This is a genomic window from Lysinibacillus sp. GbtcB16, assembly GCF_019091145.1.
GTDB lineage: Bacteria > Bacillota > Bacilli > Bacillales_A > Planococcaceae > Lysinibacillus > Lysinibacillus fusiformis.
The window spans coordinates 47,139-70,456 of sequence record NZ_JAGXJV010000011.1; the positions used below are offsets into that span (position 1 = coordinate 47,139).

At 37.3% G+C, this 23,318-nt stretch carries 24 protein-coding genes and 3 tRNA genes; 10 read left to right on the forward strand and 17 right to left on the reverse strand.

The window, feature by feature from the left end; translation table 11 throughout:
• Positions 1 to 51: 51 nt before the first annotated feature.
• Complete coding sequence (locus KVT27_RS21170; protein WP_008173408.1) at positions 52 to 891, forward strand: RluA family pseudouridine synthase; 840 nt, start codon at positions 52 to 54, stop codon at positions 889 to 891.
• A 48-nt stretch (positions 892 to 939) separates the two neighbouring features.
• Here the strand turns inward: KVT27_RS21170 and KVT27_RS21175 are convergent, their stop codons facing one another.
• Positions 940 to 1,770: an aldo/keto reductase gene (locus KVT27_RS21175; RefSeq protein WP_309140243.1), complete on the reverse strand. Its 831-nt coding sequence runs from the start codon at positions 1,768 to 1,770 to the stop codon at positions 940 to 942.
• 84 nt (positions 1,771 to 1,854) lie between these two features.
• A complete protein-coding gene (locus KVT27_RS21180; protein WP_008173412.1) occupies positions 1,855 to 2,025 on the reverse strand; it encodes a hypothetical protein in 171 nt (56 codons plus the stop codon).
• 394 nt (positions 2,026 to 2,419) lie between these two features.
• On the opposite strand from KVT27_RS21180, the gene KVT27_RS21185 reads away from it, so the two are divergent.
• Entirely contained in the window at positions 2,420 to 3,265 is an 846-nt protein-coding gene (locus KVT27_RS21185) for a VOC family protein (RefSeq protein ID WP_150906896.1), read from the forward strand.
• Positions 3,266 to 3,303: 38 nt separating this feature from the next.
• Here the strand turns inward: KVT27_RS21185 and trmL are convergent, their stop codons facing one another.
• Together trmL and queG are read right to left on the reverse strand one after the other, a co-directional pair.
• Complete coding sequence (gene trmL / locus KVT27_RS21190) at positions 3,304 to 3,777, reverse strand: tRNA (uridine(34)/cytosine(34)/5-carboxymethylaminomethyluridine(34)-2'-O)-methyltransferase TrmL (RefSeq protein WP_036147067.1); 474 nt, start codon at positions 3,775 to 3,777, stop codon at positions 3,304 to 3,306.
• A gap of 65 nt (positions 3,778 to 3,842) precedes the next feature.
• Positions 3,843 to 4,979, reverse strand: coding sequence for a tRNA epoxyqueuosine(34) reductase QueG (queG, locus tag KVT27_RS21195; RefSeq protein ID WP_036120422.1), 1,137 nt, complete (start codon positions 4,977 to 4,979; stop codon positions 3,843 to 3,845).
• Between the two features lie 59 nt (positions 4,980 to 5,038).
• Between queG and KVT27_RS21200 the strand changes: the two genes are divergently transcribed.
• The 3 genes from KVT27_RS21200 to KVT27_RS21210 all read left to right on the forward strand — a co-directional run bounded on the left by KVT27_RS21200 (position 5,039) and on the right by KVT27_RS21210 (position 8,137).
• Positions 5,039 to 5,728 (forward strand): B3/B4 domain-containing protein, encoded by a 690-nt coding sequence (locus tag KVT27_RS21200; RefSeq protein ID WP_217581894.1) that lies wholly within the window; start codon positions 5,039 to 5,041, stop codon positions 5,726 to 5,728.
• Between the two features lie 15 nt (positions 5,729 to 5,743).
• Positions 5,744 to 6,253 (forward strand): hypothetical protein, encoded by a 510-nt coding sequence (locus tag KVT27_RS21205; protein ID WP_036120428.1) that lies wholly within the window; start codon positions 5,744 to 5,746, stop codon positions 6,251 to 6,253.
• A gap of 297 nt (positions 6,254 to 6,550) precedes the next feature.
• Positions 6,551 to 8,137: a catalase gene (locus KVT27_RS21210; RefSeq protein WP_217581895.1), complete on the forward strand. Its 1,587-nt coding sequence runs from the start codon at positions 6,551 to 6,553 to the stop codon at positions 8,135 to 8,137.
• 45 nt (positions 8,138 to 8,182) lie between these two features.
• Here KVT27_RS21210 and KVT27_RS21215 read toward each other — a convergent pair whose 3' ends face one another.
• The 3 genes from KVT27_RS21215 to nagB form a co-directional block, all read right to left on the reverse strand.
• The gene (locus KVT27_RS21215; RefSeq protein ID WP_217581904.1) at positions 8,183 to 8,584 is read right to left on the reverse strand and encodes a cytidine deaminase; all 402 of its coding nucleotides are present in this window, start codon (positions 8,582 to 8,584) and stop codon (positions 8,183 to 8,185) included.
• Between the two features lie 21 nt (positions 8,585 to 8,605).
• Positions 8,606 to 9,514, reverse strand: coding sequence for a S66 peptidase family protein (locus KVT27_RS21220; RefSeq protein ID WP_217581896.1), 909 nt, complete (start codon positions 9,512 to 9,514; stop codon positions 8,606 to 8,608).
• A gap of 280 nt (positions 9,515 to 9,794) precedes the next feature.
• Entirely contained in the window at positions 9,795 to 10,508 is a 714-nt protein-coding gene (gene nagB / locus KVT27_RS21225; RefSeq protein ID WP_036120436.1) for a glucosamine-6-phosphate deaminase, read from the reverse strand.
• A gap of 186 nt (positions 10,509 to 10,694) precedes the next feature.
• Between nagB and KVT27_RS21230 the strand changes: the two genes are divergently transcribed.
• Positions 10,695 to 11,441, forward strand: coding sequence for an arylamine N-acetyltransferase family protein (locus tag KVT27_RS21230; protein WP_036120440.1), 747 nt, complete (start codon positions 10,695 to 10,697; stop codon positions 11,439 to 11,441).
• 40 nt (positions 11,442 to 11,481) lie between these two features.
• Here KVT27_RS21230 and KVT27_RS21235 read toward each other — a convergent pair whose 3' ends face one another.
• Both KVT27_RS21235 and KVT27_RS27570 read right to left on the reverse strand, forming a co-directional pair.
• The gene (locus KVT27_RS21235) at positions 11,482 to 12,567 is read right to left on the reverse strand and encodes an S-layer homology domain-containing protein (RefSeq protein WP_217581897.1); all 1,086 of its coding nucleotides are present in this window, start codon (positions 12,565 to 12,567) and stop codon (positions 11,482 to 11,484) included.
• 82 nt (positions 12,568 to 12,649) lie between these two features.
• Entirely contained in the window at positions 12,650 to 12,802 is a 153-nt protein-coding gene (locus KVT27_RS27570) for a VOC family protein (protein WP_370689942.1), read from the reverse strand.
• Between the two features lie 286 nt (positions 12,803 to 13,088).
• On the opposite strand from KVT27_RS27570, the gene KVT27_RS21245 reads away from it, so the two are divergent.
• From KVT27_RS21245 to KVT27_RS21255, 3 genes are read left to right on the forward strand one after another with little or no spacing between them, the layout of a single operon-like run.
• On the forward strand, positions 13,089 to 13,685 hold the full coding sequence (locus KVT27_RS21245; RefSeq protein ID WP_217581898.1) for a TetR/AcrR family transcriptional regulator: 597 nt from the start codon (positions 13,089 to 13,091) through the stop codon (positions 13,683 to 13,685).
• Entirely contained in the window at positions 13,686 to 14,387 is a 702-nt protein-coding gene (locus KVT27_RS21250) for an SGNH/GDSL hydrolase family protein (RefSeq protein ID WP_217581899.1), read from the forward strand.
• Between the two features lie 2 nt (positions 14,388 to 14,389).
• The gene (locus KVT27_RS21255) at positions 14,390 to 15,199 is read left to right on the forward strand and encodes an SDR family NAD(P)-dependent oxidoreductase (protein ID WP_036120453.1); all 810 of its coding nucleotides are present in this window, start codon (positions 14,390 to 14,392) and stop codon (positions 15,197 to 15,199) included.
• 41 nt (positions 15,200 to 15,240) lie between these two features.
• Here KVT27_RS21255 and KVT27_RS21260 read toward each other — a convergent pair whose 3' ends face one another.
• The 5 genes from KVT27_RS21260 to KVT27_RS21280 all read right to left on the reverse strand — a co-directional run bounded on the left by KVT27_RS21260 (position 15,241) and on the right by KVT27_RS21280 (position 21,008).
• Positions 15,241 to 15,915 carry an ABC transporter ATP-binding protein gene (locus KVT27_RS21260; RefSeq protein ID WP_036120456.1) on the reverse strand — a complete coding sequence of 225 codons (675 nt, stop codon included), beginning with the start codon at positions 15,913 to 15,915 and terminating at the stop codon, positions 15,241 to 15,243.
• 2 nt (positions 15,916 to 15,917) lie between these two features.
• Entirely contained in the window at positions 15,918 to 16,949 is a 1,032-nt protein-coding gene (locus tag KVT27_RS21265) for an ABC transporter permease (protein ID WP_036120459.1), read from the reverse strand.
• Between the two features lie 146 nt (positions 16,950 to 17,095).
• On the reverse strand, positions 17,096 to 17,893 hold the full coding sequence (locus KVT27_RS21270) for a phosphotransferase family protein (protein WP_217581900.1): 798 nt from the start codon (positions 17,891 to 17,893) through the stop codon (positions 17,096 to 17,098).
• Positions 17,894 to 18,014: 121 nt separating this feature from the next.
• Positions 18,015 to 18,383: a hypothetical protein gene (locus KVT27_RS21275; RefSeq protein ID WP_217581901.1), complete on the reverse strand. Its 369-nt coding sequence runs from the start codon at positions 18,381 to 18,383 to the stop codon at positions 18,015 to 18,017.
• 1,335 nt (positions 18,384 to 19,718) lie between these two features.
• Positions 19,719 to 21,008 (reverse strand): helix-turn-helix domain-containing protein, encoded by a 1,290-nt coding sequence (locus tag KVT27_RS21280; RefSeq protein ID WP_254636227.1) that lies wholly within the window; start codon positions 21,006 to 21,008, stop codon positions 19,719 to 19,721.
• 66 nt (positions 21,009 to 21,074) lie between these two features.
• Here KVT27_RS21280 and KVT27_RS21285 point away from each other — a divergent pair, with 66 nt between their 5' ends.
• On the forward strand, positions 21,075 to 22,370 hold the full coding sequence (locus tag KVT27_RS21285) for a S8 family peptidase (protein ID WP_036120466.1): 1,296 nt from the start codon (positions 21,075 to 21,077) through the stop codon (positions 22,368 to 22,370).
• 584 nt (positions 22,371 to 22,954) lie between these two features.
• Here KVT27_RS21285 and KVT27_RS21290 read toward each other — a convergent pair.
• From KVT27_RS21290 to KVT27_RS21300, 3 genes are all read right to left on the reverse strand, one after another.
• Positions 22,955 to 23,035 (reverse strand) — tRNA-Leu (locus KVT27_RS21290).
• Positions 23,036 to 23,082: 47 nt separating this feature from the next.
• Positions 23,083 to 23,156 (reverse strand) — tRNA-Cys (locus KVT27_RS21295).
• A gap of 8 nt (positions 23,157 to 23,164) precedes the next feature.
• Positions 23,165 to 23,239, reverse strand: a tRNA-Gly gene (locus tag KVT27_RS21300).
• Between the last annotated feature and the right edge of the window lie 79 nt (positions 23,240 to 23,318).

Here is a 23,318-nt window from a genome sequence, read left to right on the forward strand (position 1 = left end):
AGGGACCGTGTTCTACAATTGGAATACGGTCTTTTCTACGGAGGAAGATTAATGTTTCTTTATACATTCAATGAAGATCACTTAACGATTGAGGAACTGTTACGTAATCATTGGCGACTAGGCAAAAAGCTCGTCCATGAACTACGTATGGCAAAAGCTATTACATTAGAAAATGATGAGCTTGTTCAATGGAATACGCCTTTACAAGTAGGCACTATTGTTAAATTTACATTCCCAATCCCAGCGTCTAGCTATAAACCGACCCCTGTTTGTGCAATTGATATCGTTTATGAGGATGATCATTGCTTAATCGTATCGAAGCCAAAGGGTATGGCAACCCACCCTAATGATGACCGAGATACCCATACATGTATGAACCATGTTATCGCGCATATTCAACAACAAGGTGGTATGTATGCAGAGCATGTCCATCGACTAGATAAAGGGACACAAGGTTTATTACTCGTAGCCAAGCATCCTTTAGCGAAATCAATTTTTGACCGAATGATTGAAGAAAAATCTATTATTCGAACGTATGCGGCAGAAGTACAAGGAAATATACGCTCCTCATCAGGTACCATTTCCGAATCTATTGGTAAAGATCGACATCATGCTTCTAGACGGGTCGTGTCCAAGACTGGGCAGCATGCAGTGACACATTATGAAGTTGTTTCACGCTACAAAAATTCTTGTGTGGTCCATTTGATTCTAGAAACGGGTCGAACACATCAAATTCGTGTCCATTTAGCCTATATCGGCCATCCTATTATTGGTGATACGATGTATGGTGCAAGAGAGACGGTTAGTGATGACTATGAACTCCATGCTATCCAATTAGAATTTGACCATCCATTTTTAAATAAACGCATTACAGTCAAGGACGAGCAATAAACAAAAATCCCGCCTCTCTATTACGAGAGCGGGATTTTATATATAGAACTAAAAATCAAATTTGAAATGATCAGGATCTTGCCCAAATCGTTGATTCCGATTTAATGACGCTATCTTATCCATTTGAGTCTGTGTTAATTCAAAGTCAAAAATCTGTGCATTTTCTGCAATTCGACTAGGTGTCACCGATTTAGGAATAATCAATGTGTCATTTTGTAAATGCCAGCCTAACACTACCTGAGCAGCCGACTTGCCGATCTCCTTGCCAATTTCTACGATAGTAGAATCATCAAGTACCCCACCTCGTCCTAAGGGTGACCATGCAGTAACTGCAATCTGATGTTCATGGCAAAATGTGCTTAATGCTTGTTGTTGTAAATATGGATGCATCTCCACCTGATTAACCATTGGAGCAATATTGGCTTTTGTCAGTATTTTTTCTAAATGATGCTCATGATGGTTCGACACACCTGTTGCACGAATTAGTTTTTCATCATATAGGCGTTCAATGGCACGATAGGTTTCCACAAATGTTTCAGGAACAGCCCAATGAGTTAAATATAAATCTACATAATCCATATTAAGCTTCTTCAGCGATACTTCAAAAGCGCGTAAGGTTTGATCATATCCTTGGTCATTATTCCATACTTTTGTGGTAACAAAAATATGTTCACGTGGTACACCTGAATGACGAATAGCTTCTCCTACCTCTGCTTCATTCCCATACAATGATGCCGTATCGATAGCTCGATAACCAACCTTCAGCGCTGTATCGATGGATTGTAATGTTTCTTCATGATCTGTCATTTTATAAACACCTAAGCCGAAGCGAGGCATTTCTACTCCATTTGATAATGTTTTCGATGATTGTAAATTCACAAATCACAACCCCTTTCTTTTTCCTAGTACCATTATACAAAAAATTGGATTTAAGAAAAATAAGGAAGCTACTGTTCTTCACCACTATTCATCCTTTTCCTCGATACTTTCCAATTGAATAGGGTCGGCAATACGCTCATCCTCCGCAAGCTCTAGACCATCACGTAAATGTTCCATTTGTTTGCCCAAATCTTTTAATTCCTTCATATCTCTCGCCATCGTACCATTTTCAATGTTTGGCACTTTTTTTTTCATATGAATCACCTCCTTAATAGTTTTCCCGATAACTATACGTTTGAACCATTTCTGACATATTTTATTCAGGTATGTCGTTTCATTTTCATAGTAGATAGGCTATACTAAATAGAGATGTCTTTATTACATGAGGAGGGTTACTTCCATGAAACTATTATTAATCATTGGTGTAACAGTTGCTTTCTTAACAGCTATTTTTACTGCTGGGTACGAAGGCGATTACAAAGCGGATAAATAATACCTCGAGAAAATCACTAAGCATTAGATGTGCTTAGTGATTTTCTTTTTTTGTCGAACAATAACATTCCTTACTTGACTTTCGGTTATTATTAAAATAAACTAACTTACATAAAGTAACTAAATGAATAAAAATAACTTACCGGAGGTATTCTATATGCATTTCCATGAAAAACCTAACACATATGTAACAAATGTTGAAATAAAAGTAAGCGATCTACAACGTTCTTTAGCATTTTATCAAGACGTTATTGGCTTCAACGTTTTACACCAAGAATCACATAAAGCTACTTTAACAGCGGATGGACATACTGCACTATTAACAATAGTCCAACCAGACACAGTGGAAGAAAAACTGAGCAGGACGACTGGACTTTATCATTTTGCACTACTCTTGCCAACTCGTCGTGATTTGGCAAATATTATCACGCATTTTCATGAAAAAGGAGTATATCTTGGGGCTTCTGATCACGCTGTCAGTGAAGCACTCTATTTAAATGATCCTGATGATAATGGTATTGAGGTATACGTAGATCGTCCTGAAAATGAATGGGGATGGCATATGGAGCAAGTGCATATGGTGACAGAGCCCCTAAATATTCGATCGATTTTAGAAGAAGGGGATGGAAATTGGAATGGCCTTCCTGCTGGTACAGTCATGGGACATATTCACTTATCTGTTTCTAACTTGGCAGAGGCTGAACAATTTTATACAAATGGCTTAGGGTATGATATTGTGGCTCGCTATGGTTCTCAGGCATTATTTATTTCTACAGGGCGCTATCACCATCACATTGGCCTAAACACTTGGCACTCAGAAAATGCTCCAAAGCTTGGCGAAAACCAAGTAGGCTTAAAAACGTACTCACTGCGTTTAGATAATGAAGAACAAGCATCAATAATGAAAGCAAACCTTCGTGCGATGGGTGCACCTGTTATCGATATGGACGGTGGATTCCAAACCGAGGACCCGGCTGGAAATATCGTATTATTAAAACTTTAGTAAAAAGCAGTTCTCACAAGTGTTGAGAACTGCTTTTATTAATGTAAACCTGGATATCCTTGTTGTCGTAATGCCTCATATATAACAATAGCAGCCGTATTAGATAAGTTGAGTGAACGGACATGATCACTTTGCGGAATACGCAAGCACATATTGCGACGTTCATACGCAAATTCTTTCGGCAGTCCTGTTGTTTCTTTCCCAAACATAAAGTAAATGTCACGCTCTTTATCACTAAAATCATGTGTGGTGAACGGCTCATCACTATAAGTTTCGATTAAAAATACGTCTCCACCTTTAGAATATGCTATAAAATCATCTAGTGAATCATGATAAACAACATTCACACTATGCCAATAATCTAAGCCTGCCCGTTTTAGCATTTTATCATCGGTTGAAAAGCCTAGTGGACGAATTAAATGTAATGAGGTATTTGTACCAGCACAAGTACGAGCAATATTTCCTGTATTCGCTGGAATTTCTGGTTGATATAAAACGATATGCAATGGCATAACGATACACTTCCTTATTGTCATAATTTCTTTTAGTATTACTTATTTAGTTGAGTTGCTTTTTTTCATTCATCCTGAAAAAACTGCAAACCTTTGTGAATTTCATGCAATACTTCTTCGTCCTGCTCATTAGCTTCCGCATCATATAAGGCAGACTTAGCCTGTTCTCCGCCTATCTTACCTAAAGCCCATGCTGATGTGCCTCGAATGACTGGACGATCATCGTTTTTCAAAAGGTTGATAAGATCTGGAATAGCCGCCTCCTCTTTAAAATGAGCAAGGGCGAGGATCGCATTTCGTTGAATGGGCTTTTTACCTCGCCATGAACCAGAAACGTGGCCAAATTTTGCCTTAAACTCTCTATTAGAAATCGTTAATAGTGGTGTTAGTAATGGCTTGGCAAGCTCTGGATCTGGCATAAATTCTTCATGAATCCAATTAATTTTCCCTTTATTTTTGGGACACACAGTCTGACATGTATCACAACCATAGAGACGATTACCAATATGGCTACGAAACTCATCAGGAAGTGTTCCCTTCGTTTGAGTGAGGAAGGCAATACAACGTTGTGCATCCAATTGCCCTCCTTGGATTAATGCACCGGTTGGACAAACATCCAAGCATAGGCGACACTCCCCACATTCATCCTCCATTGGCTTATCTGGCGAGAATGGAATATTGGTAATAAGCTCCCCTAAATACACATAAGACCCGAATTCAGGTGTTATAATCGAACAGTTTTTACCGCTCCAGCCTATGCCTGCACGTTCTGCTACTGCACGGTCTACAAGTGCACCTGTATCAACCATTGACTCTATACGAACACCTTCGACACGCTCCTCAAGCCAAGCAGATAATAACTTCAAACGTTCACGTATTGCTGTATGATAATCGACTCCCCATGAAGCACGGCAAAATATCCCACGTCTTGCTCCCTTTTTGCCAATGGGTGCATTTTGCATACGTGAGGGATAGGCAACCGCGATCGAGACAATACTCTCTGCCTCATTTAATAATTGCAGGGGTTCGGTACGTTTTTCAATATCACTTTCTTCAAAGCCAGACTGATAGCCAAGCTCCTGCTGACGACGCAGTCGGTTTTTTAATTCTGTAAAGGGAGCTGCTGTTGTAAAACCTATTTTATCAACGCCAATGGATATTGCATATGCCACAAAGTCGCGTTGTAGGTCATGTATGTTCATTTTATTTCCAACTCCTTACATGGTACAATAATAGAAATAGATAAAGTAGGTGATGTTCTTTGGAAATTTCCATTAACGAATCTCTATTAACACAACATCCCGAGCTAAAAATCGGCATTATTCATTATACCAAAATTGTTGTAGCAGAATCCCCTCAAATGATTAAAGGTCGGATGCAATTGTATCAAGAAAACCTTTTTCTAGACATGCAGGACCTTCCAGTGAACCAGCGTGAGGGTATTGCGGAATGGCGAGCACTATGGAAACAGCTAGGTGCCGATCCAAATCGTTATCGTCACTCAGCAGAAAGCCTAATGCGTCGAATTAGTAAACAAAACTATTTAACTCCATTTCATTCTGGTGTAGATTTAAATAACTTCTTCTCTCTTCAGTATGAAATTCCGATTGGTCTATATGATGTAGCCCTTATGAAAGGGTGCGTAGAAATAGCTCTTGGACACGAAGACATTGGCTATGAGGGTTTAAATGGTCGTTTTAATACATTTAACAAAATCCTCTATAGCCGTGATGAAAAGGGAGCGTTTGGTTCTCCATTTGTCGATTCTAAACGAACAGCCGTTACAGAGGATACGACTGAGGCGCTCCATATTTTTTATCTTAGACCATCACTAACACATGAAGCAGCGAATGACCTTTTGGCGTCAGCAGGCAAAATGTTTAACCAAATTCATGGTGGTGACTATCATATTGCCCTCTTGTCAAATAATGCACCATCTACAAAACTATAAAAAGGATGTGTTTTCGTGATCAACCTTGCAGAAGCTGTTAAACTAAAAAGTATTTTAGGAAAGAAAACGCAAGAGCTTATTAGTGAATTACATCGTAGTGCTTTTGTGACAGTAGAAAAGGGACAGGCTCCTAAAACAAGTAACCGTGCACTCTCCCTTATTGAAGCGGAATTGGCACAAGTTCGTGTAGATACGCGTACGCTAGATCGTTTAGTGTATGAGGCAAACATCCAAAACACAGTAGACTTTAAAGGGCAGAAACTAGCACTAGTGGAAGCTATCGAATTAGCTACACAGCTGCGTGCTGAGGCTGAACTATGTAAAGAATTTAGTATGCGGGAAAAAGAAAGTGTTCGCTTTGGCTATGGTGATGGTGCTATGTTATACGAGATTGCATTATATGAGCCAGATGACTATCGTGAACGCGCAATGAAACTCGAAAAAGAGGCACATAAACTATCCAATCTTATTAATTCAAAAAATTACAGCATCCAACTTCACTTTGATGATTCCCGTTATTTCTAATCTCGGGGCGGTGAGACTCCAAACCGAGTTGGATGTGCTGTTTTCAAATTTAGCTATTCGGCTAATTAAATAAAAACCAATAACAAGTTACCTGTTACTGTATGACCGATGACTAATGACCAACTATAGGTAAAGGCCATACTCAAAAAACTTGATTCCATTTGAAAACGCCATCCAAGGCTCTCCTACATCTATGTATGGAGAGCTTTTTTATCAGCAAATATGTAAAATTTTCCTATGTCTAGATTGCCCCTTTCAAGGACAAAATGGAAGTATCTATTGGAAAGGGGTCATACTATGACGCAGCAAAATGATTCAACACATGAGCAAGATACAACATTGACAAATCGACAGGGACATCCCGTTACTAACAATCAAAATTTACGAACGGTTAGTAATCGAGGTCCTGCAACACTTGAAAATTATGATTTTCTAGAGAAGATAAGTCACTTTGACAGAGAGCGAGTCCCAGAACGAGTTGTTCATGCTCGCGGTGCTGGTGCACATGGTTATTTTGAAACATACGGTGTAGTAGGCGATGAACCAATTTCTAAATATACCCGTGCAAAAGTCTTTCAGGATAAAGGAAAAAAAACACCTGTATTTGTACGTTTTTCAACGGTTATACATGGTGGACACTCGCCTGAAACATTACGTGATCCACGAGGCTTTGCGGTAAAATTTTATACAGAGGATGGCAACTGGGATTTAGTAGGTAATAATTTAAAGATCTTCTTTATCCGTGATGCGATGAAATTCCCTGACATGATTCATGCATTTAAGCCTGATCCTATTACTAATATTCAAAACGTTGAACGTTTCTTTGATTTTTGTGCTAGCTCACCAGAATCCTTTCACATGGTAACATTTGTATATTCACCTTGGGGTATACCCGCTAATTATCGTATGATGCAGGGCTCTGGCGTCAATACGTATAAATGGGTTAATCAGGAAGGTAAAGGAGTCCTCGTCAAATATCACTGGGAGCCACTTCAGGGCATTAAAAATTTAACACAAAAAGAAGCAGAAGAAATTCAGCAGAAAAATTTTAATCATGCCACTCAGGATTTATATGATGCGATTGAACGTGAAGAATTTCCTGAATGGGAGTTACATGTTCAAATTATGGAGGATGGCCCACATCCTGAACTTGATTTTGATCCATTGGATGACACGAAGCTTTGGCCAAACGATCAATTCCCGTGGTATCCAGTCGGTAAAATGGTATTAAACAAAAATCCTGAGGACTATTTTGCAGAGGTAGAACAAGCTACTTTCGGTACGGGCGTACTGGTCGATGGTTTAGATTTCTCCGACGATAAAATGCTGCAAGGTCGTACGTTCTCCTATTCGGATACACAACGTCACCGTGTGGGAGCCAACTATCTTCAATTGCCCATTAATGCGCCTAAAAAGCGTGTAGCAACCAATCAAAGTGGTGGGCAAATGATGTATAAACGGGATTTAGCACCTGGTCAAAATCCACATATTAATTATGAGCCATCCATGTTAAATGGCTTAAAGGAAGCAACACAGAATGGCAAGGAATATACTCCGTATATTGAAGGAAATCTTGTTCGAGAATCCATTGATCGTCAAAGTAATACCAAGCAAGCTGGTGAAACTTACCGTAACTTTGAGCAATGGGAGCGCGATGAGCTGCTTGCCAATTTAATTCGTGATTTAGCGGTCTGTCATATGGATATACAAAATGCAATGATTGCACTAGCAGCAGAAGCAGATGAAGAATATGGTCGTTTGCTAAAAGAAGGGTTGCATAAGGCTAGAAAGGAATCTTCTCCTTCAAAGCCGCTTGGCAATATTGGTGGAGATCATGCCCCTCAAGATGCGATAGATAAAGGACATAATGCCGAACCTTATTAATTCACACCAAAAAGACATTACATATTTTTGTAATGTCTTTTTGCATTATTGTTCATAGGCCTTATACCAATGATATGGTTGTATCTCTTTTAACGTTTTAAATATTAGTGTACCGTCTGAATTTGTAACTGCTGCCTTCACATTCTCTCCCCAATAAAAGAGTCTTTCTTGGCAGACCCCACAAGGTGTGAGGACTACGAATTTAGATTTTTCATTTTCTCTAGCAACACAAATCGAATGGGTCACCTTTGTATTCAATTTATGCGCCTCTAAAATAGCACCCGTTTCCATACATAATTCAGTTGCTGCATTGATGACCTCTGGTGCGACACTAGTTAAAATATGCCCGTCCTCAGAATATAAAGCGGCCGCTCCGCCCCATCCTGAGGGATATCTTTTCTCCACTAATTGGACCGCTGCTTCATAGAGCTTTTTCTCAATATCCATATCATCTAACATCCCCCACAGTTAATTTACTCCTGGTAATATCTTCAACACTTTTCCCTCTGCATCTAAATACGCATCTACCCCAAGAGGAATACCTATATTTGTTGATTCATGTCCTATTTTAAAACCTGCCACAACAGGAATGCCTAAGTCTCCAAAATACTCTTTCATTAAATTATGTAGTGCTGCATCATCCGACTCTGTTTGTGTAAAGGAGCCAATGACAACACCTGCTAGCTGCTCTAATTTCCTAGCTTGCTTTAATTGCTGTAGCATCGAATCAATGTCAGGAATCGATTCAGCTAACTCCTCTATCAATAAAATCTTACCTTCTGTCTGTATCTCAAATTTAGTGCCTAATGTGCTGACAAGACGATAAAGATTTCCTCCTATTAATTCACCACGTGCCACCCCACCAGCAATTGTTATTAAAGGAGAGATTGACTCCGTATATTGTATTTCGATAGGGGAAAATAATTGTACAAACATTTTCTTCGATAGTTCATCCATTGTATTAGCAGCCATTAGCATAGGTCCGTGGAATGTTACTAAATTAGTGTACTCATTGATGGCACAATGCAAATAGGTAATATCTGAAAAGCCCCAGAAAATTTTTGGATTTTCCTCTAATAGCGTATAATCAATTTTATCAGCTATTCGAGCAGCGCCATAGCCACCCTTTACACAAAAAATCGCTTTCACTTCAGGATTTTTTATCATTTCATGAAAATCAGCTAACCTGATTTCATCACTACCCGCTAAATAATCATGCTTTGCATGGATTGTATCCCCTACGATATAGCGAAGACCCAACTCATCTAAAAAAGCTAATGCGTCCCCAAGCTTTTCAGGTTCTACTAGACTCGATAGGGCAACTATACCTACTACATCTCCCTTTTGTAAACGTGGTACGGTATTTTTCACGTTCATTCCTCCTCTATTTTTCTTACGCTGTCTCTAAGCTAGTGCGAAGGCATTTAGCTATCATTGCATCTTCTTCCCATCATTCTATACGGTTAGTTCTACTTAAGAAGAAACTCTCGACACTCTACAATTGCACCCTCTAGACAATTAGACATTCCCTTCAACAAGGGTGATTTAATTGTTATTGTAGCAGTATTTTTTAGGAGCGTATATTCATGGCTCATACGTTTTCAGGAAAAGCAAGAAAGCAAAGACTTCAGTCATAAGAAGGCTTTGCTTTTTATTGTTAATTTGTACCGCCATAAATAATCGTGACGTTAGGATGTTTCAATAATTGACTTGCAGGGAAATCTTCTGTTATATGGCCACTTTTCAATTTTTGGATGGCCGCCAGCTTCTTTTCACCAAAGGCAATCAGGACAATTTCCTTCGCCTTCATAATAGATTGAATACCCATCGTAATCGCATGTGTTGGGACTTCGGCTTCGTCATCAAAGTAAATCGCATTTTCTGTTCTTGTTGATTCCGTTAATTCAACAATATTTGTCATAGAATCGAACGGGGTACCTGGCTCATTAAAACCTATATGACCATTTACGCCAATTCCAAGAAGCTGTAAATCAATACCTTCTGCCGCATCAATTCTTGCATCATATGCCATGCATTCAGCAGCTAAATCCTCCGCCTCACCATTTGGCAAATGTATATTTTCCTGTTTAATATTTACATCATTAAACAAATTATTGTGCATAAAAGTCCAGTAACTTGCAGGACTTGTTCGCTTAAGACCTACATATTCGTCCAAATTAAAAGTTTGTACATCCTTAAATGATACTTGACCAGCTCGATGTCGCTCTACTAATTCTTTATACATTCCTACAGGTGAACCACCAGTTGCTAATCCTAGCACACTATTTGGCTTCTTCTGTATTTGCTCTATAAAAATCTTTGCTGCCACTTCGCTCATTTCGTCATATGTATTGACTTCTATCCATTTCATTTTCCTTATCATACCTACCTTAAATTCTTATTCATTAACTATATTGTAAAATATTTCACTTTATAGTAGCTAATATATTAATTCTACAAGTTATTTAGCTATTTTTCTATCATTTCCCTCGTAATATTATGCGTGTATTCTGATGCTGTTTCGGTTATGTTATTAATAAGGAAGTGAGGCGATTTTATGAATGCACAGATTCAGCAATATTTACAGCATATTCAATTTCAAGGAACTTTAGAGCCTACCGTCCAACTTCTAGGACAGCTACAGACAAAGCATCTATTGACTATTCCCTATGAAAATTTAGATGTTGCCTTGAACCTCGGTATCTCATTCTCTATTCCTAATTTATTTCAAAAGATTATTATTGAGCGACGTGGTGGCAATTGTTTTGAACTAAATATTTTATTTAGCTGGCTTTTACGGGAGCTCGGCTTCTCAGTTACCAATCGCTATGCTCAGTTTTGGCGCAATGTTGAAGAACATACGCCTCCTGAAGATATACCCATGCATCAGCTATTACTAGTAAAGGATGCGAAACAATCCTATATATCAGATGTAGGCGTTGGTGCTTTAGCGCCTTGTAAACCAGTACCATTACTAGCAGGATATCAACACCGAGAAGGTCGAGAATTATATAAAGTAGAGTATGATGAAGAAAATGGTTGGATGCTTTTTGAGCAAACCAAGCAGCAATGGCGTTTGCTCTATTGCTTTCATGATGATGCAAATGATGCAAAATTTGCCCCACGGCTCTCCAAGCAAAAAAATAAAATCGCCATGATTCGAACGGCTCGTGGTCGTCACACGATGATGAACAATGAATTTAGAATTTACGAGGGACCATCCTTAACTACCTATACAACAAACACCGAGAAGGAATGGCTGCAAGCATTACAGCGCTTTTTTCATATTTCTATACAACAATAAAGGAAAGCGAGCCCATCAGTGGCTTGCTTTCCTTTTCTGATTATTTCATTGTTCGAGTGAGTAATTCAAACACAACTATATCATTGTGTAGCTCCTTGATTAAACCAACATCATCTACGAAATAATAGGTTTTTATCACATCACTAAATTTTGACCTTTTCTCTACTATTATTACACCCGTATATTGCACTTCACCAGCTTGTACTGTGCTATTAGTTGATTTTACAGTTACTCTTTCTCCTGCAGTAACCCCTGGATCATCTTCATGTAAAATAACACCTATTCTAAGTGGTAGTTCCATATATAAATCATAATGTGTGTTAGCGTCACTTGCAATGGCTTGACCATATGCACGATCATGAGCATATAAAAGCTCATCAGAAAGTGATTGTCCTGTACTTACATTTTTGACTGTCCATACATCATTTTTACCGTCGTGTTGCTCATATTGATAGCTTAAAGTATAACGTTTATTGTCACTTAAAGAATAATGGGCATACGTATAAACAAATGCCGGGTCCTTTAGCAAGTTAGGCTTAGAAAGAGTCAATGCTCGTGCCAAAAAGGCTGAGAAGTGTGCACGTGTAACAGGGTCATTAGGCTTAAACGCACCACCCTCATAGCCCCTTACTAAATGATTATGAGCCAGTGTTAAAATTTCTTTATAACCACGTGTCTGCTCCGTCACATCTGTAAAATAATAAGGATCTGAGCCTTTTAATTGAAAAGCCCTATTTAGCACAATAGCCATTTCTCCTCTAGTAATCGGCGCGTCTGGATTAAATGTCTGGACTGCAGCGAATATCCCTTTGTTTTGTACAGCAGCTATTTCTTTGTAATATGGATTAGCTGGTGTTACATCTTGATAGTGGGGGTTTTCTATATTGATTGTGTTTAGTCCTAAAGCACGTGTGAGCATGACAGCTACCTGTGCTTTCGTAACATAGTCATTCGGCTTGAATAACTGATTCGAATAACCCTTCACAATATCCTGCTCCACTAAATAATGTATTTCTGTCATCAAGGTATCATCCGTTAAATCTTTAAAGCTTGCTGCCTGCACTTCCTTCGGTATTATGCCAATCGTTATCAGGATCAAACATACTAATTTCAATATGTTCCTCACATTATCCCTCCTCCATCGATTCTTTACCCATAAAGACGTATAGTTATGCTTAAAATGAAAAAAGACTCTACTGAAAGAGACTTTATTTGTTATTTTTATGTTGAATTAATCCGATTCCTATTCCAGTCGGATCCACTAAATAAGCAAGATAACAGTCATCAAACTCCATTTTCTCACGCAAAATAGTAGCCACGTTGCTTGTTGCCTGTTCGATAACTTCGTCAATTGCATCCACTTCAATACCCCACTTTGCTTTTTTGCCCAGTTGTCACTGGCCAATAATCCCCATTCGGGGCCGCTTTCTCCGGTTCCTGACTATTTATTTCAAAGCCAACTACTCTTCCCAACATATCCCCCCTTTTTATTTTTGCATAACAAATAATTCAACAATTAATTGGAGTTCCCTTCCAACTTTAGAAATTTGACGATATTCCGAATAAAAATTTTAACTATTTAATTAATTAGAAAATTATGTATAATTTAATTAGAACGACTGTTCAAATCATTAAAGGAGCACGACATTGAATAAAAGACGCTATGACAGTGACAAGGCAAAGATTGAAATTATCAAACATGCCATCCAATTATTTTCTCAACATGGCTATAATCAAACATCTGTTGGTGATATTTCGAAAGCCTCTGGTTATAGTAAAGGACATATTTATTATCATTTCGAAAATAAAGAAAAGTTATTTGTACTTTTGGCGCAGCAATCGATGAAAAATTGGCATGACAAATGGTTGCAACAAGAATCCTCATACACCACATCAACAGATAAATTGTATGGTATGGCCATGCATGTCCTCTATGAGTATCAAACACCTTTACTAAAATCAGGTCAAGAACTGGCATCTAATCCTAAATCGAGCCCTGATTCTATACAGCAATTATTCAATTTAGCTATTACACCAATGAATGCTTATCGTGCAATTCTTCAAGAGGGTATCGACCAAAACGAATTCGTTGATGGCAATGTAGATATATGGACCGTCTTACTTGGCACATGGCTAGGTGGATTATGTCAGCTTACCAATCATCAAAATTTGAAATCATTAGAACCACTCTTTCATCAGGCAATAACGATTTTCTTAAAAGAAATTAAAAAAGGTGGGATTTAAATGAAAGTAGGTTTAATAGGTGATAGCTTAACAGAAGGTCGTCCCGGAGTTTCATTTTATAATCTCTTGAAACTTCAATATCCTCATATTTCATTCGATAATCTTGGAAATCCAGGCGAGACGATTAAAAGTTTACTTACTCGCTTGGAAAAAGCACCACTCCAATCTTCCTATGATCTCCTTATTCTTTGGATAGGCGTCAATGACGTCTATTCAAAATTATTAAAGGTGCAAGCACAACCAGTGGTGAAGGATCATATTGAATTCGAAGAATACTGCCTAAAAGTATTAGAGAAAGCACATGCCGCTTCTAAAAATGTAGTGTTAGTATCACCAGCATTAGTAGGAGAAGATCTTCAAAATCACTCTAACCAAGAAATAAAAGAGCTAACATCCATTATGGAGTCTGTTGCATTGAAATCTGGCAACATCTATTTTGTGAATATGCAAAATCTCTTTAAAGAGCATTTAGAAAATTTGGAGTGCTCAAGCTTTATTAATAAAAATGTAATGAGAGTTCTACTAGATGTTTTATTTTACAAAAATCCTTTACGCATCGATAAATTATCTCAAAAACGAGGGCTACATGTAACTTTGGATGGCGTTCATTTGAATAGTAAAGGTGCTAATATAGTGGCACAACAATATAGCTCTATCATTGAACTTTATGGAGATGAAGGAGACAAAATCGGGAGGTTCTAAAGATGACAAAGATTGCTGTTGTTACAGGTGGTGTATCAGGGATAGGAAAGGCTATTTGCCAGGAATTAATTGCTCGCCATATATTTGTCATTATTGCTGATATTCAAGAACATGAGGGTCGCATGTTAGAAGCAGAGTTAAATAAAGATGCTGTCCAAGCAAAATTTGTACATTTAAATGTAACCGATTATAAAAATGTAGCTTCTGTCATTTATGATGTATATGAGGAATTTCATCGTATAGATTATCTGTTTAATAATGCTGGTATTGCTATGTATGGGGAGTTGAGTGAAATGACTATTGAGGATTGGAAGGAAATTATGGCCATTAATTTATGGGGTGTCATTTATGGTACTCAAATAGGCTACCCACTTATGAAAAAGCAAGGTTTTGGACATATCGTCAATACCTCCTCCGCCGCAGGGTTAGGACCTTCTCCTTTTTCTACTGCATACGCTACTACCAAACATGCTGTTATAGGACTAACAACCTCTCTCCACTATGAGGCTGAGGAATTTGGGATTAAGGTGAGTACCTTATGTCCAACGTTTGTGGATACACCCATTTTCGAAAACGCCAAGGCGATTCATATGGATCAATCAATGATCACCAAACAATTAAAGCAGCAAAAAATGATCGCACCTCAGCGAATTGCAAAAATGGCTATAGAAGGTGTTCATCAAAATAAGCCTATCATTTGTCCAATGCCTATGCGCAAAACAATGGATGTTATTTTTACTATTTTTCCTTTTCTACACAAAGCGTTAATGAGAATGGTTTGTAAAATGAGTCGTAATGCACGTTTAACCTAAACGTTACACAAGGCTCCCTACTAGTGGGAGCCTTGCTTATTTTATAATACGACACCATCGCTCATTTTAATAATACGATCTGTATAAGCCAACATTTCTTCGTCATGCGTCACTAATAATGTTGTTATATTTAACGTTTTTGTTAGTGTTCTTATTAACAACATAATTTCTTTAGAGCGCTGTGAATCTAAACTTGCTGTTGGCTCATCTGCAAACAATACTTTTGGTTGATGAATAATGGCACGAGCAATCGCTACACGTTGCTTTTCTCCACCTGACAAGGAAGAAGGATAAGCATGTTGACGATGAGCTAACCCAACTAACTGTAATAAACGATTTACTTCATGCTTTTTCTCATGTTTCTTCAGTGGCGACCCAGCAACGTCCAACATTAATAGCAGCTGCTCCGCTACGGTAAGAAAAGGTACAAGATGTGCAAACTGAAAGACAAAGCCAAATTTACTTGCACGCAGACCTCGTACCTGTTCCTCGTTCATAGCCGTTAAATTATGTCCCTCAAAAAGGATTTGTCCATCTGTTGCTGGTTGTAGTCCAGCAGCTATAGTTAATAGCGTGCTTTTCCCTGAACCAGATGCACCTACCAATGCTGTAATCTCTCCTTCTTTTAGGGATAAATTAATGCCTTTTAAAATTTCCTCTTCGACATCACCATTTTTAAACGTTTTTCTTACTTCATCAATCGTAAATAACGTCATGACTAAGCCTCCCCTTGGTGTATTGCTTGTAACGGTTCAATTTTTTTAATTTGTAGACCTGATAGTGTAGCTCCCACAAAACCAATGACAAGGAACACTAACGATAGTTGTATTGTTGTACCTAGGTTTAACGTAAACGGCATCTCCTTTGGCGCAACTATATTGAATAATTGACTAAGGCTGACTGATAATACTAATGAAAAGGCAGTAATAATCACCATCTGTGTCCAGATCATGTTAAATAACCTACTTGTTTTTAATCCAATCGCCTTGAGAATGCCATATAGTCCTATCTTTTGTACATTCATCATATAGAAGAAAATAGCAAATAACATACCACTAATGACAACTAAAAACCAAATTATCATATTTAAAGACATCTGTTCCGCACTGTAACTTGGAATAGCATTCAGAAATTCTTTATTGCTATAAGACTGCAGTCCCTCAAATTCCTTAGCCGTATTTTTGGGAACGAAAATTAATTGCATATCCTTTACCCGATATATTTCCTGATAGGCCTCTTTACTTATATAAGCAACAGGGGCATGGCTATATTTCTTTTGCTCCACAAAGCCTTTCACTATAAACTCGCCACTATATTGATTGTTCGTTAATATATCTCCAACCTTAATTCCTCTATCCTGTAGTGAGCTGTCTAATAGCACCTCACCATGTCGTACATTTCTAAATAGTGTTGATTCCGTCGACGTGACAAAGGCCACACTTTGTTGTTTATCATCCTGATCACTTAAAAAGCCCATTTGAATAGAAAAGGCAACTGCCTCCTTCTCCTCAGTCATGACTTCCTGTTGTAGATCGCTAGAGATTCTCGAAAGATTAAACGTCCCATCTGCATCCTCCGTCATGTAAAATTGTCCCTGAGGTAAATCTTTTATTAAAGCTGCATTATCCTGTGACAAACCATTCGCCAAACCTGAAATAATAAACGTTAAAAAACTAACTAGGAAGATGATGGAGCCCAAGATTAAAAACCGTACTTTATTTTTCTTCATTTCTTTCCAGGCAAGATTCATCCTTAACCCCTCCATTACTTTGATTATCCTTAGCTTAAAATTGTTACATGAACAGAGCATGAACTAATCGTTAAAAATGTAGGGGAAAACAAATAAACCGCTCTGAAGGAATGTAATTTATCCTACAGAACGGTTTATATCTTCATCTAAAAAAACTCATATAATCCATTTTTAAAGTAATTGTACTCGTTTTGATTAATTAACTTTCCCCCATACCCTTCATAAAAAATCTGCCTGTCTCTCTCAGTTTCAAAGGCTTGTGGTTTAGGTCTTACAGCTAGCGCAAAATCGTATCGTGGGTCACCGAATGCTCCACCACTCCAATCAATAATACCCGATATTTTCTGATTATGAACGAGAACATTATCGATTGTAAAATCACCGTGTATGAATGTTTGCTGAATAGGTTCAGGTTTATTCCCTTTTAAGTCATCCAACAACTCTGACGTACCATCTACCTCAAAATTTTTTAGATTAAACTCTGCCTGACCCAACATATCATCGATCCAAACCCCAACTGCACCCTCCTTTATTTCCAGTGGACATGGCGTCGAATGAATTGCTGCAAGCACCTTTCCATAATGAAAGATGATTGCTTGCCTATTTTCCTCTTTGGTTTCATTCTCTAACGCCTGTCTAATCGTACTACCTTCTATATATTCCATCAATGCCCATGCCTGCTCGTCTAATGGCTGTGCAATAAAACAATATAAATGAGGGACAGGTAATGTAGAATTAGACAGACATTTTAGGACAGTCGCTTCTTTCTTTAACCATGAGCCATATTGCTTTCCTTTTGTTCTCTTTAAAATGAAAGTGCCTTTTGCAGAAAAAAGGATTCCAACATCCGATGTATGCCCCTGTCTAGGAAAAGAAATGTGGGTAACCCCACCAACATAATCAACTATTTTTTTAGGTATTTCTATGAGCTGTATCGGCTTCAACCTGATCACCACCTAGTTAAAAGTTAGAACAAATATTGTAATAAAAAAACAATTCCAATCACTAAACTATATAATTTTAGCATTTCAATAGTTTTCTTTTAATCTTATCCGTTTTATACGTTTATAGTGTTTTTATATACTTTATGATGTTGCTGATATTTTCAGAATTATATTCCGACTCTGTTAAAAGATAGTATCCACTTTTCGAAAAATCAATATGACCCAGTAAACTTTTTAAGTATGGAGAAATTAAAACCAAAACGCCATCTTTTTCTAATAATTCCTCTGGAGATTCAAATCCATGAGTAACTTCAACGTTAAAAGAACTCAAATGATTTTCTTTCAATGATATTTCTATGCTTTTTTTTAATCTCGTTGACCTTTTCCTCAAAAAGAATCCTTCTCTATCTAAACCTGTGGCAAATCCCCTAAACCCCATTGCTAATTTTGAATAAATATAAATCGTTTTAATTATGAGCAACCCCTTCAAAAAAAGATTTATAACTCTCTCTATACAAATCCTATTATTTCCATTTTAACATATAAAAGAAAGGAATATATATTGTCACTACTATATCAATTGCTACCCTTAAACGTTTGTGCAGCACATAATTTCACATAATTATGTTTGAAGTACTGTCCTACATGGTGGAAGTGATGTTGTAGTAGCATGGAAAACAAAAAATACTCCACACAATTAAGTGTGAAGCCTTAATATGTAGCATTAGTATAGGATACCGGTGGTCGAGACAGAGAATGCATTAAAAAGCTTTATTTTTCAAGGTATTCTATCTGACGGGTGTAAAATTGGTGTAAAGTAATTTGGCAATGTAAATCTCAAAAGTACATACTTTTCTCTAAAAGTGATATGCCTCAAGATAAGTTTTTTCACTAATTACATCTTGCCGCCGTGAGGTGAAATGTATTATCTTCTCTTTAACAGTATATGAAGATAGTTCGGTATATCAAAGTTTTTTCAAATTCTGTTTATAACATCTTTAACGAGAATTTATCCTTTTTTCATTGAATTGCGGTAACAAAGTGTTAGCTCTTTGCAGGCGAACTTTTAGCAGAAATTAATTACCCAGTAACGGAAAAGTAACAATTAAATACATTACCCACACTCTAAATACGTAGAGTGTGGGTAGTGCTAGTGGGTTCAATACCGCATTCATTTCTGCCAATTTACTGCTTGATAAGCTCTAACTTTTTTGCGGCTACATCATTCTATACCATCGACAATCAACATTATTTGATTGAAAGTTATTGAGCAATGCATGTACTTCATCTGTTGATTTCGTGTTCATCAATTGATATCTTACATTGTCCTTCATGTTACTTCTCCGCTCTTTTCAACAACTCATGGTTTTTCATTTACAGAACGCTTCCTGAAAGTGCGAGTGTCAGGTCAAAATCAGCTATCAGGCTTAACACCTGCTTGACTCCTTCTTCATCAACCAAAGGCAATTCATACATATAGGAGGCCTACCAGTACTGCCTTTGCCCTAAGGCAATTGGCGTTTAATCCCGGTTGCTACGTCTTTAATGCGAGAATTATGCTCGCTGAGGCTCAATATAAAGCCTACCAAAGTACATGCTGCTACGTTTATCTTATCCAATAAAATGGCAATTTTTCAATTGCGAAATGCCTCACATTTCGAGTTTTGAAAAACACTGTTCCTCAATCATAAGATAGAGCCACTACCTTCTACCACTCTTGCCTTTTATAAAACCGGTGGATGAATTGGAACAGATATAATTATTACTGCAGCACTCAGTATTAAAATTGATAATCCAACATTTTTCTTCATATTCACACTCTCCTTTAAATTTCAATAAATTGCATAGCTTTCTCGAACTGCTTTTCTTGTCGATAATACTCTCCCAATAAATTAGAAAATTGTTGGTGCATTTCTTTTAATTCTTCATTATCTGCTGTAAATGGAATTAACCTCCCTTCTAAAAAATCCATTGCTTTCTTTTTTTCTTCTCCTAGCAAATATAAATAAAAAGTAGCAAATAAATTAAAACTTAATTTTTTCTTATTTTTTGCTTCTTCCTTTAGAATAGTAAAGGTTTTTATACTTTTTTCCGTTTGTTCTAAGCGAAATTGCGTAACACCTAAATTATATAAGCAAAGCAGATAATGATCACAGTTCTTTGACATTAAAGAAGCGCTTTTTTCAAAGTAAATTAATGCATTTTCATATTCCCATCTCATTTGGTACAAATCCCCCAAATTGTGATATATAGCAGGTAATAGCTGCTGTTGCTGTAATAGCTCCACATTTCTCACTAAATGTTCATAGATTTCGATTGCTTCGTGAAACACTTTTCCTCGAGAGTAATTGAGTGCCAGAGACATTAATGTATAAACAATTCGTTTAAAATTAAATTGGTCCTTATAGAATTGAAGAGCTTTTTTTCCATAAATAATTGCTTGGCTTGGTTCTTCTAACCGCCCTTTTATTAAAGCGAAATGATAGTAAAACTCTCCTTCTAGTGACCCTAGTTCTGGATGTATTTGAAGTATTTGAATTAGTTCTTTAGCTGCTTCCTCATATTTACCTTTTGTAATTAAAACTAATGCATAATAATATGAATGTAAATACCTTTCATGTTGGGAAAAATTTGGTCGGTGGGCATTTAGCCATCTTAATTGATTGTCTGCTAATTTATGCTCTTTAACAAACACATAATAACGTAACTTATAAAGTTCATATAAATAAATAGATTCTGTAAAACCTATTATTTCTTCATATTCTTTTAATCTGCTCATTGTCTCTTTTACTTTCTCATTCTCTAGGTAATTTATATGTTTTTGTAAATCATTTAATAGGCAAATAATATTTTGTTCGTTATTCTCTACATCATGAATACTAATATTTAATCGTTCTAGCAGTAGACGTATTGTCTCGCTATTTGCTTCTTTATTATTATTCTCAATTTTACTTAAATGAGGAATCGAGCAAATCCCCATCGCTACTGAATTCTGTGTCATTCCTAGCTTTGTACGATAGTACTTAATTAATGAACCAATCTTCATTTTCATAACCTCCCGTATCGAATGACTATATTTTACATTTATTATAATCATAATTTTCCCAATAATCAAAAAACCTAAATTATGGTAGATTCAAATTGTAGTACTATAACTAAATTTGAAAAGGGGTTGGAAAGAATGAAAAAAATGAAAAGTACGTTGCTAAGTCTTTTGATTGCAGGATCAGTAATAAACCCAGTGTACGCAACAGCGATGGATAGCGAAGATAGCTCAGGAAATGACGTTGGTCAGGAGAAATTCCGTGTTTATGTTGAGGCAAACAAAAAATCAGAAAAATCAACATTAAAAACTCAATATTCTGCTCGTTGGGAATTAACAGAGAACGGATTTTCAACTGATATGAATGAAAAACAATTCGAAGCATTACAGAAGAATAAAAATTTCACAGTTACAAAAGTGCCCATCGTTACATTAGATACGATAGGTTTGGAAGACGATAGTATGGTAGAAAATGAAACTCTGGATTTGGTAACTTCTTTAAGAGCTTCTCAACAAATACCTTGGGGCATTAAAGCAATTTATAACAATGATACTTTAACATCTACAACTGGAGGAAGTGGCATTAATATTGCCGTACTCGATACGGGTGTGAATACTTCTCATCCTGACCTTGTCAATAACGTAGAGCAATGTAAAGACTTTACAGGTGCGACAACACCCATTAATAACAGCTGTACAGATAGAAACGGACATGGTACACATGTTGCTGGTACAGCCTTAGCTGATGGTGGAAGCGATCAAGCAGGCATTTACGGTGTAGCTCCAGATGCTGATCTTTGGGCTTACAAAGTGTTATTAGATAGCGGCTCTGGATACTCAGATGATATTGCTGCTGCTATTCGACATGCAGCAGATCAAGCAACAGCTACTGGTACCAAAACAATTATTAGTATGTCTCTTGGTTCTTCAGCCAATAATAGCCTCATTTCAAGTGCTGTCAATTACGCATACAGTAAAGGAGTTCTAATAGTAGCTGCAGCTGGTAATTCAGGCTATGCGCAAGGAACAATTGGTTATCCAGGGGCATTACCAAATGCAATCGCCGTTGCAGCTTTAGAAAATGTACAACAAAATGGGACTTATCGTGTAGCTGACTACTCTTCACGTGGTTATATATCTACAGCTGGAGATTATGTAATCCAGGAAGGTGATATTGAAATCTCAGCTCCCGGCTCATCAGTTTATTCTACATGGCATAATGGCGGTTATAATACAATTAGCGGTACATCAATGGCTACCCCTCATGTCTCTGGTTTAGCAGCAAAAATTTGGGCTGAAAATCCGTCATTGTCTAATACGCAACTACGTTCTAACTTACAAGCGAGAGCAAAATCAGTAGATATTAAAGGTGGTTATGGAGCTGCTATAGGTGATGACTACGCTTCAGGATTTGGATTTGCTCGCGTTCAATAATTTCAAAAGGTGAAGCATACTAACATTAGTAATACAAACCATAGCTTTGGTTTGTATTACTATTTTTTTGGTTCTAAACGTATTCACCAGTACCCCTACCTCCAAGTAGTATTATAGCTTCGCTTGTTATACGATATCAGCCTCAACATATTTCTACAGGTAGGGTGAACAGGTTGACCAGAAAACATATTATCAATACCATTTGCAGTATCGTTCCCTTTAAATTCATCTTGTAGTCTACTAATAACCTTCTTCATAAAAATCACCTCCAACCTTTCCATTGAAACTTACTTATTGTGTAATATATTATTTTTTAACAATGCACCATTCACTTAAAAACTACCTTCTTTAACTAATCTCCCTACACAACTATTTGCTATATTATTACGCTAACCTCCGCTACTGGTGATCGGGATAGGGAATGTAGTAATAAGCCTTATATATCAACGTCTTCTACCTGAAGTGTGTAAAATGATTTTAATTCTAATCGTATCCCCAAAAATGAAAAAAGCTCACAAACCCTGTACTATCAAGGATTGTGAGCTTTCTAAACTTACTAAATGTAACGTATATGTACATAATGATACCGGTGGTCGGGGTCGAACCGACACTCCAAAGGAACACGATTTTGAGTCGTGCGCGTCTGCCAATTCCGCCACACCGGCATAATGGAGATAAAAAAAATCGGATAAACCGATTAGCAGTTAAAATATGGAGGCGGCAACCGGATTTGAACCGGTGATAAAGGTGTTGCAGACCTGTGCCTTACCACTTGGCTATGCCGCCATCATACTTGGAGCGGAAGACGAGGTTCGAACTCGCGACCCCCACCTTGGCAAGGTGGTGTTCTACCACTGAACTACTTCCGCAAAAAAAATGGCTGGGGTACTAGGATTCGAACCTAGGCATGACGGAATCAAAATCCGTTGCCTTACCGCTTGGCTATAC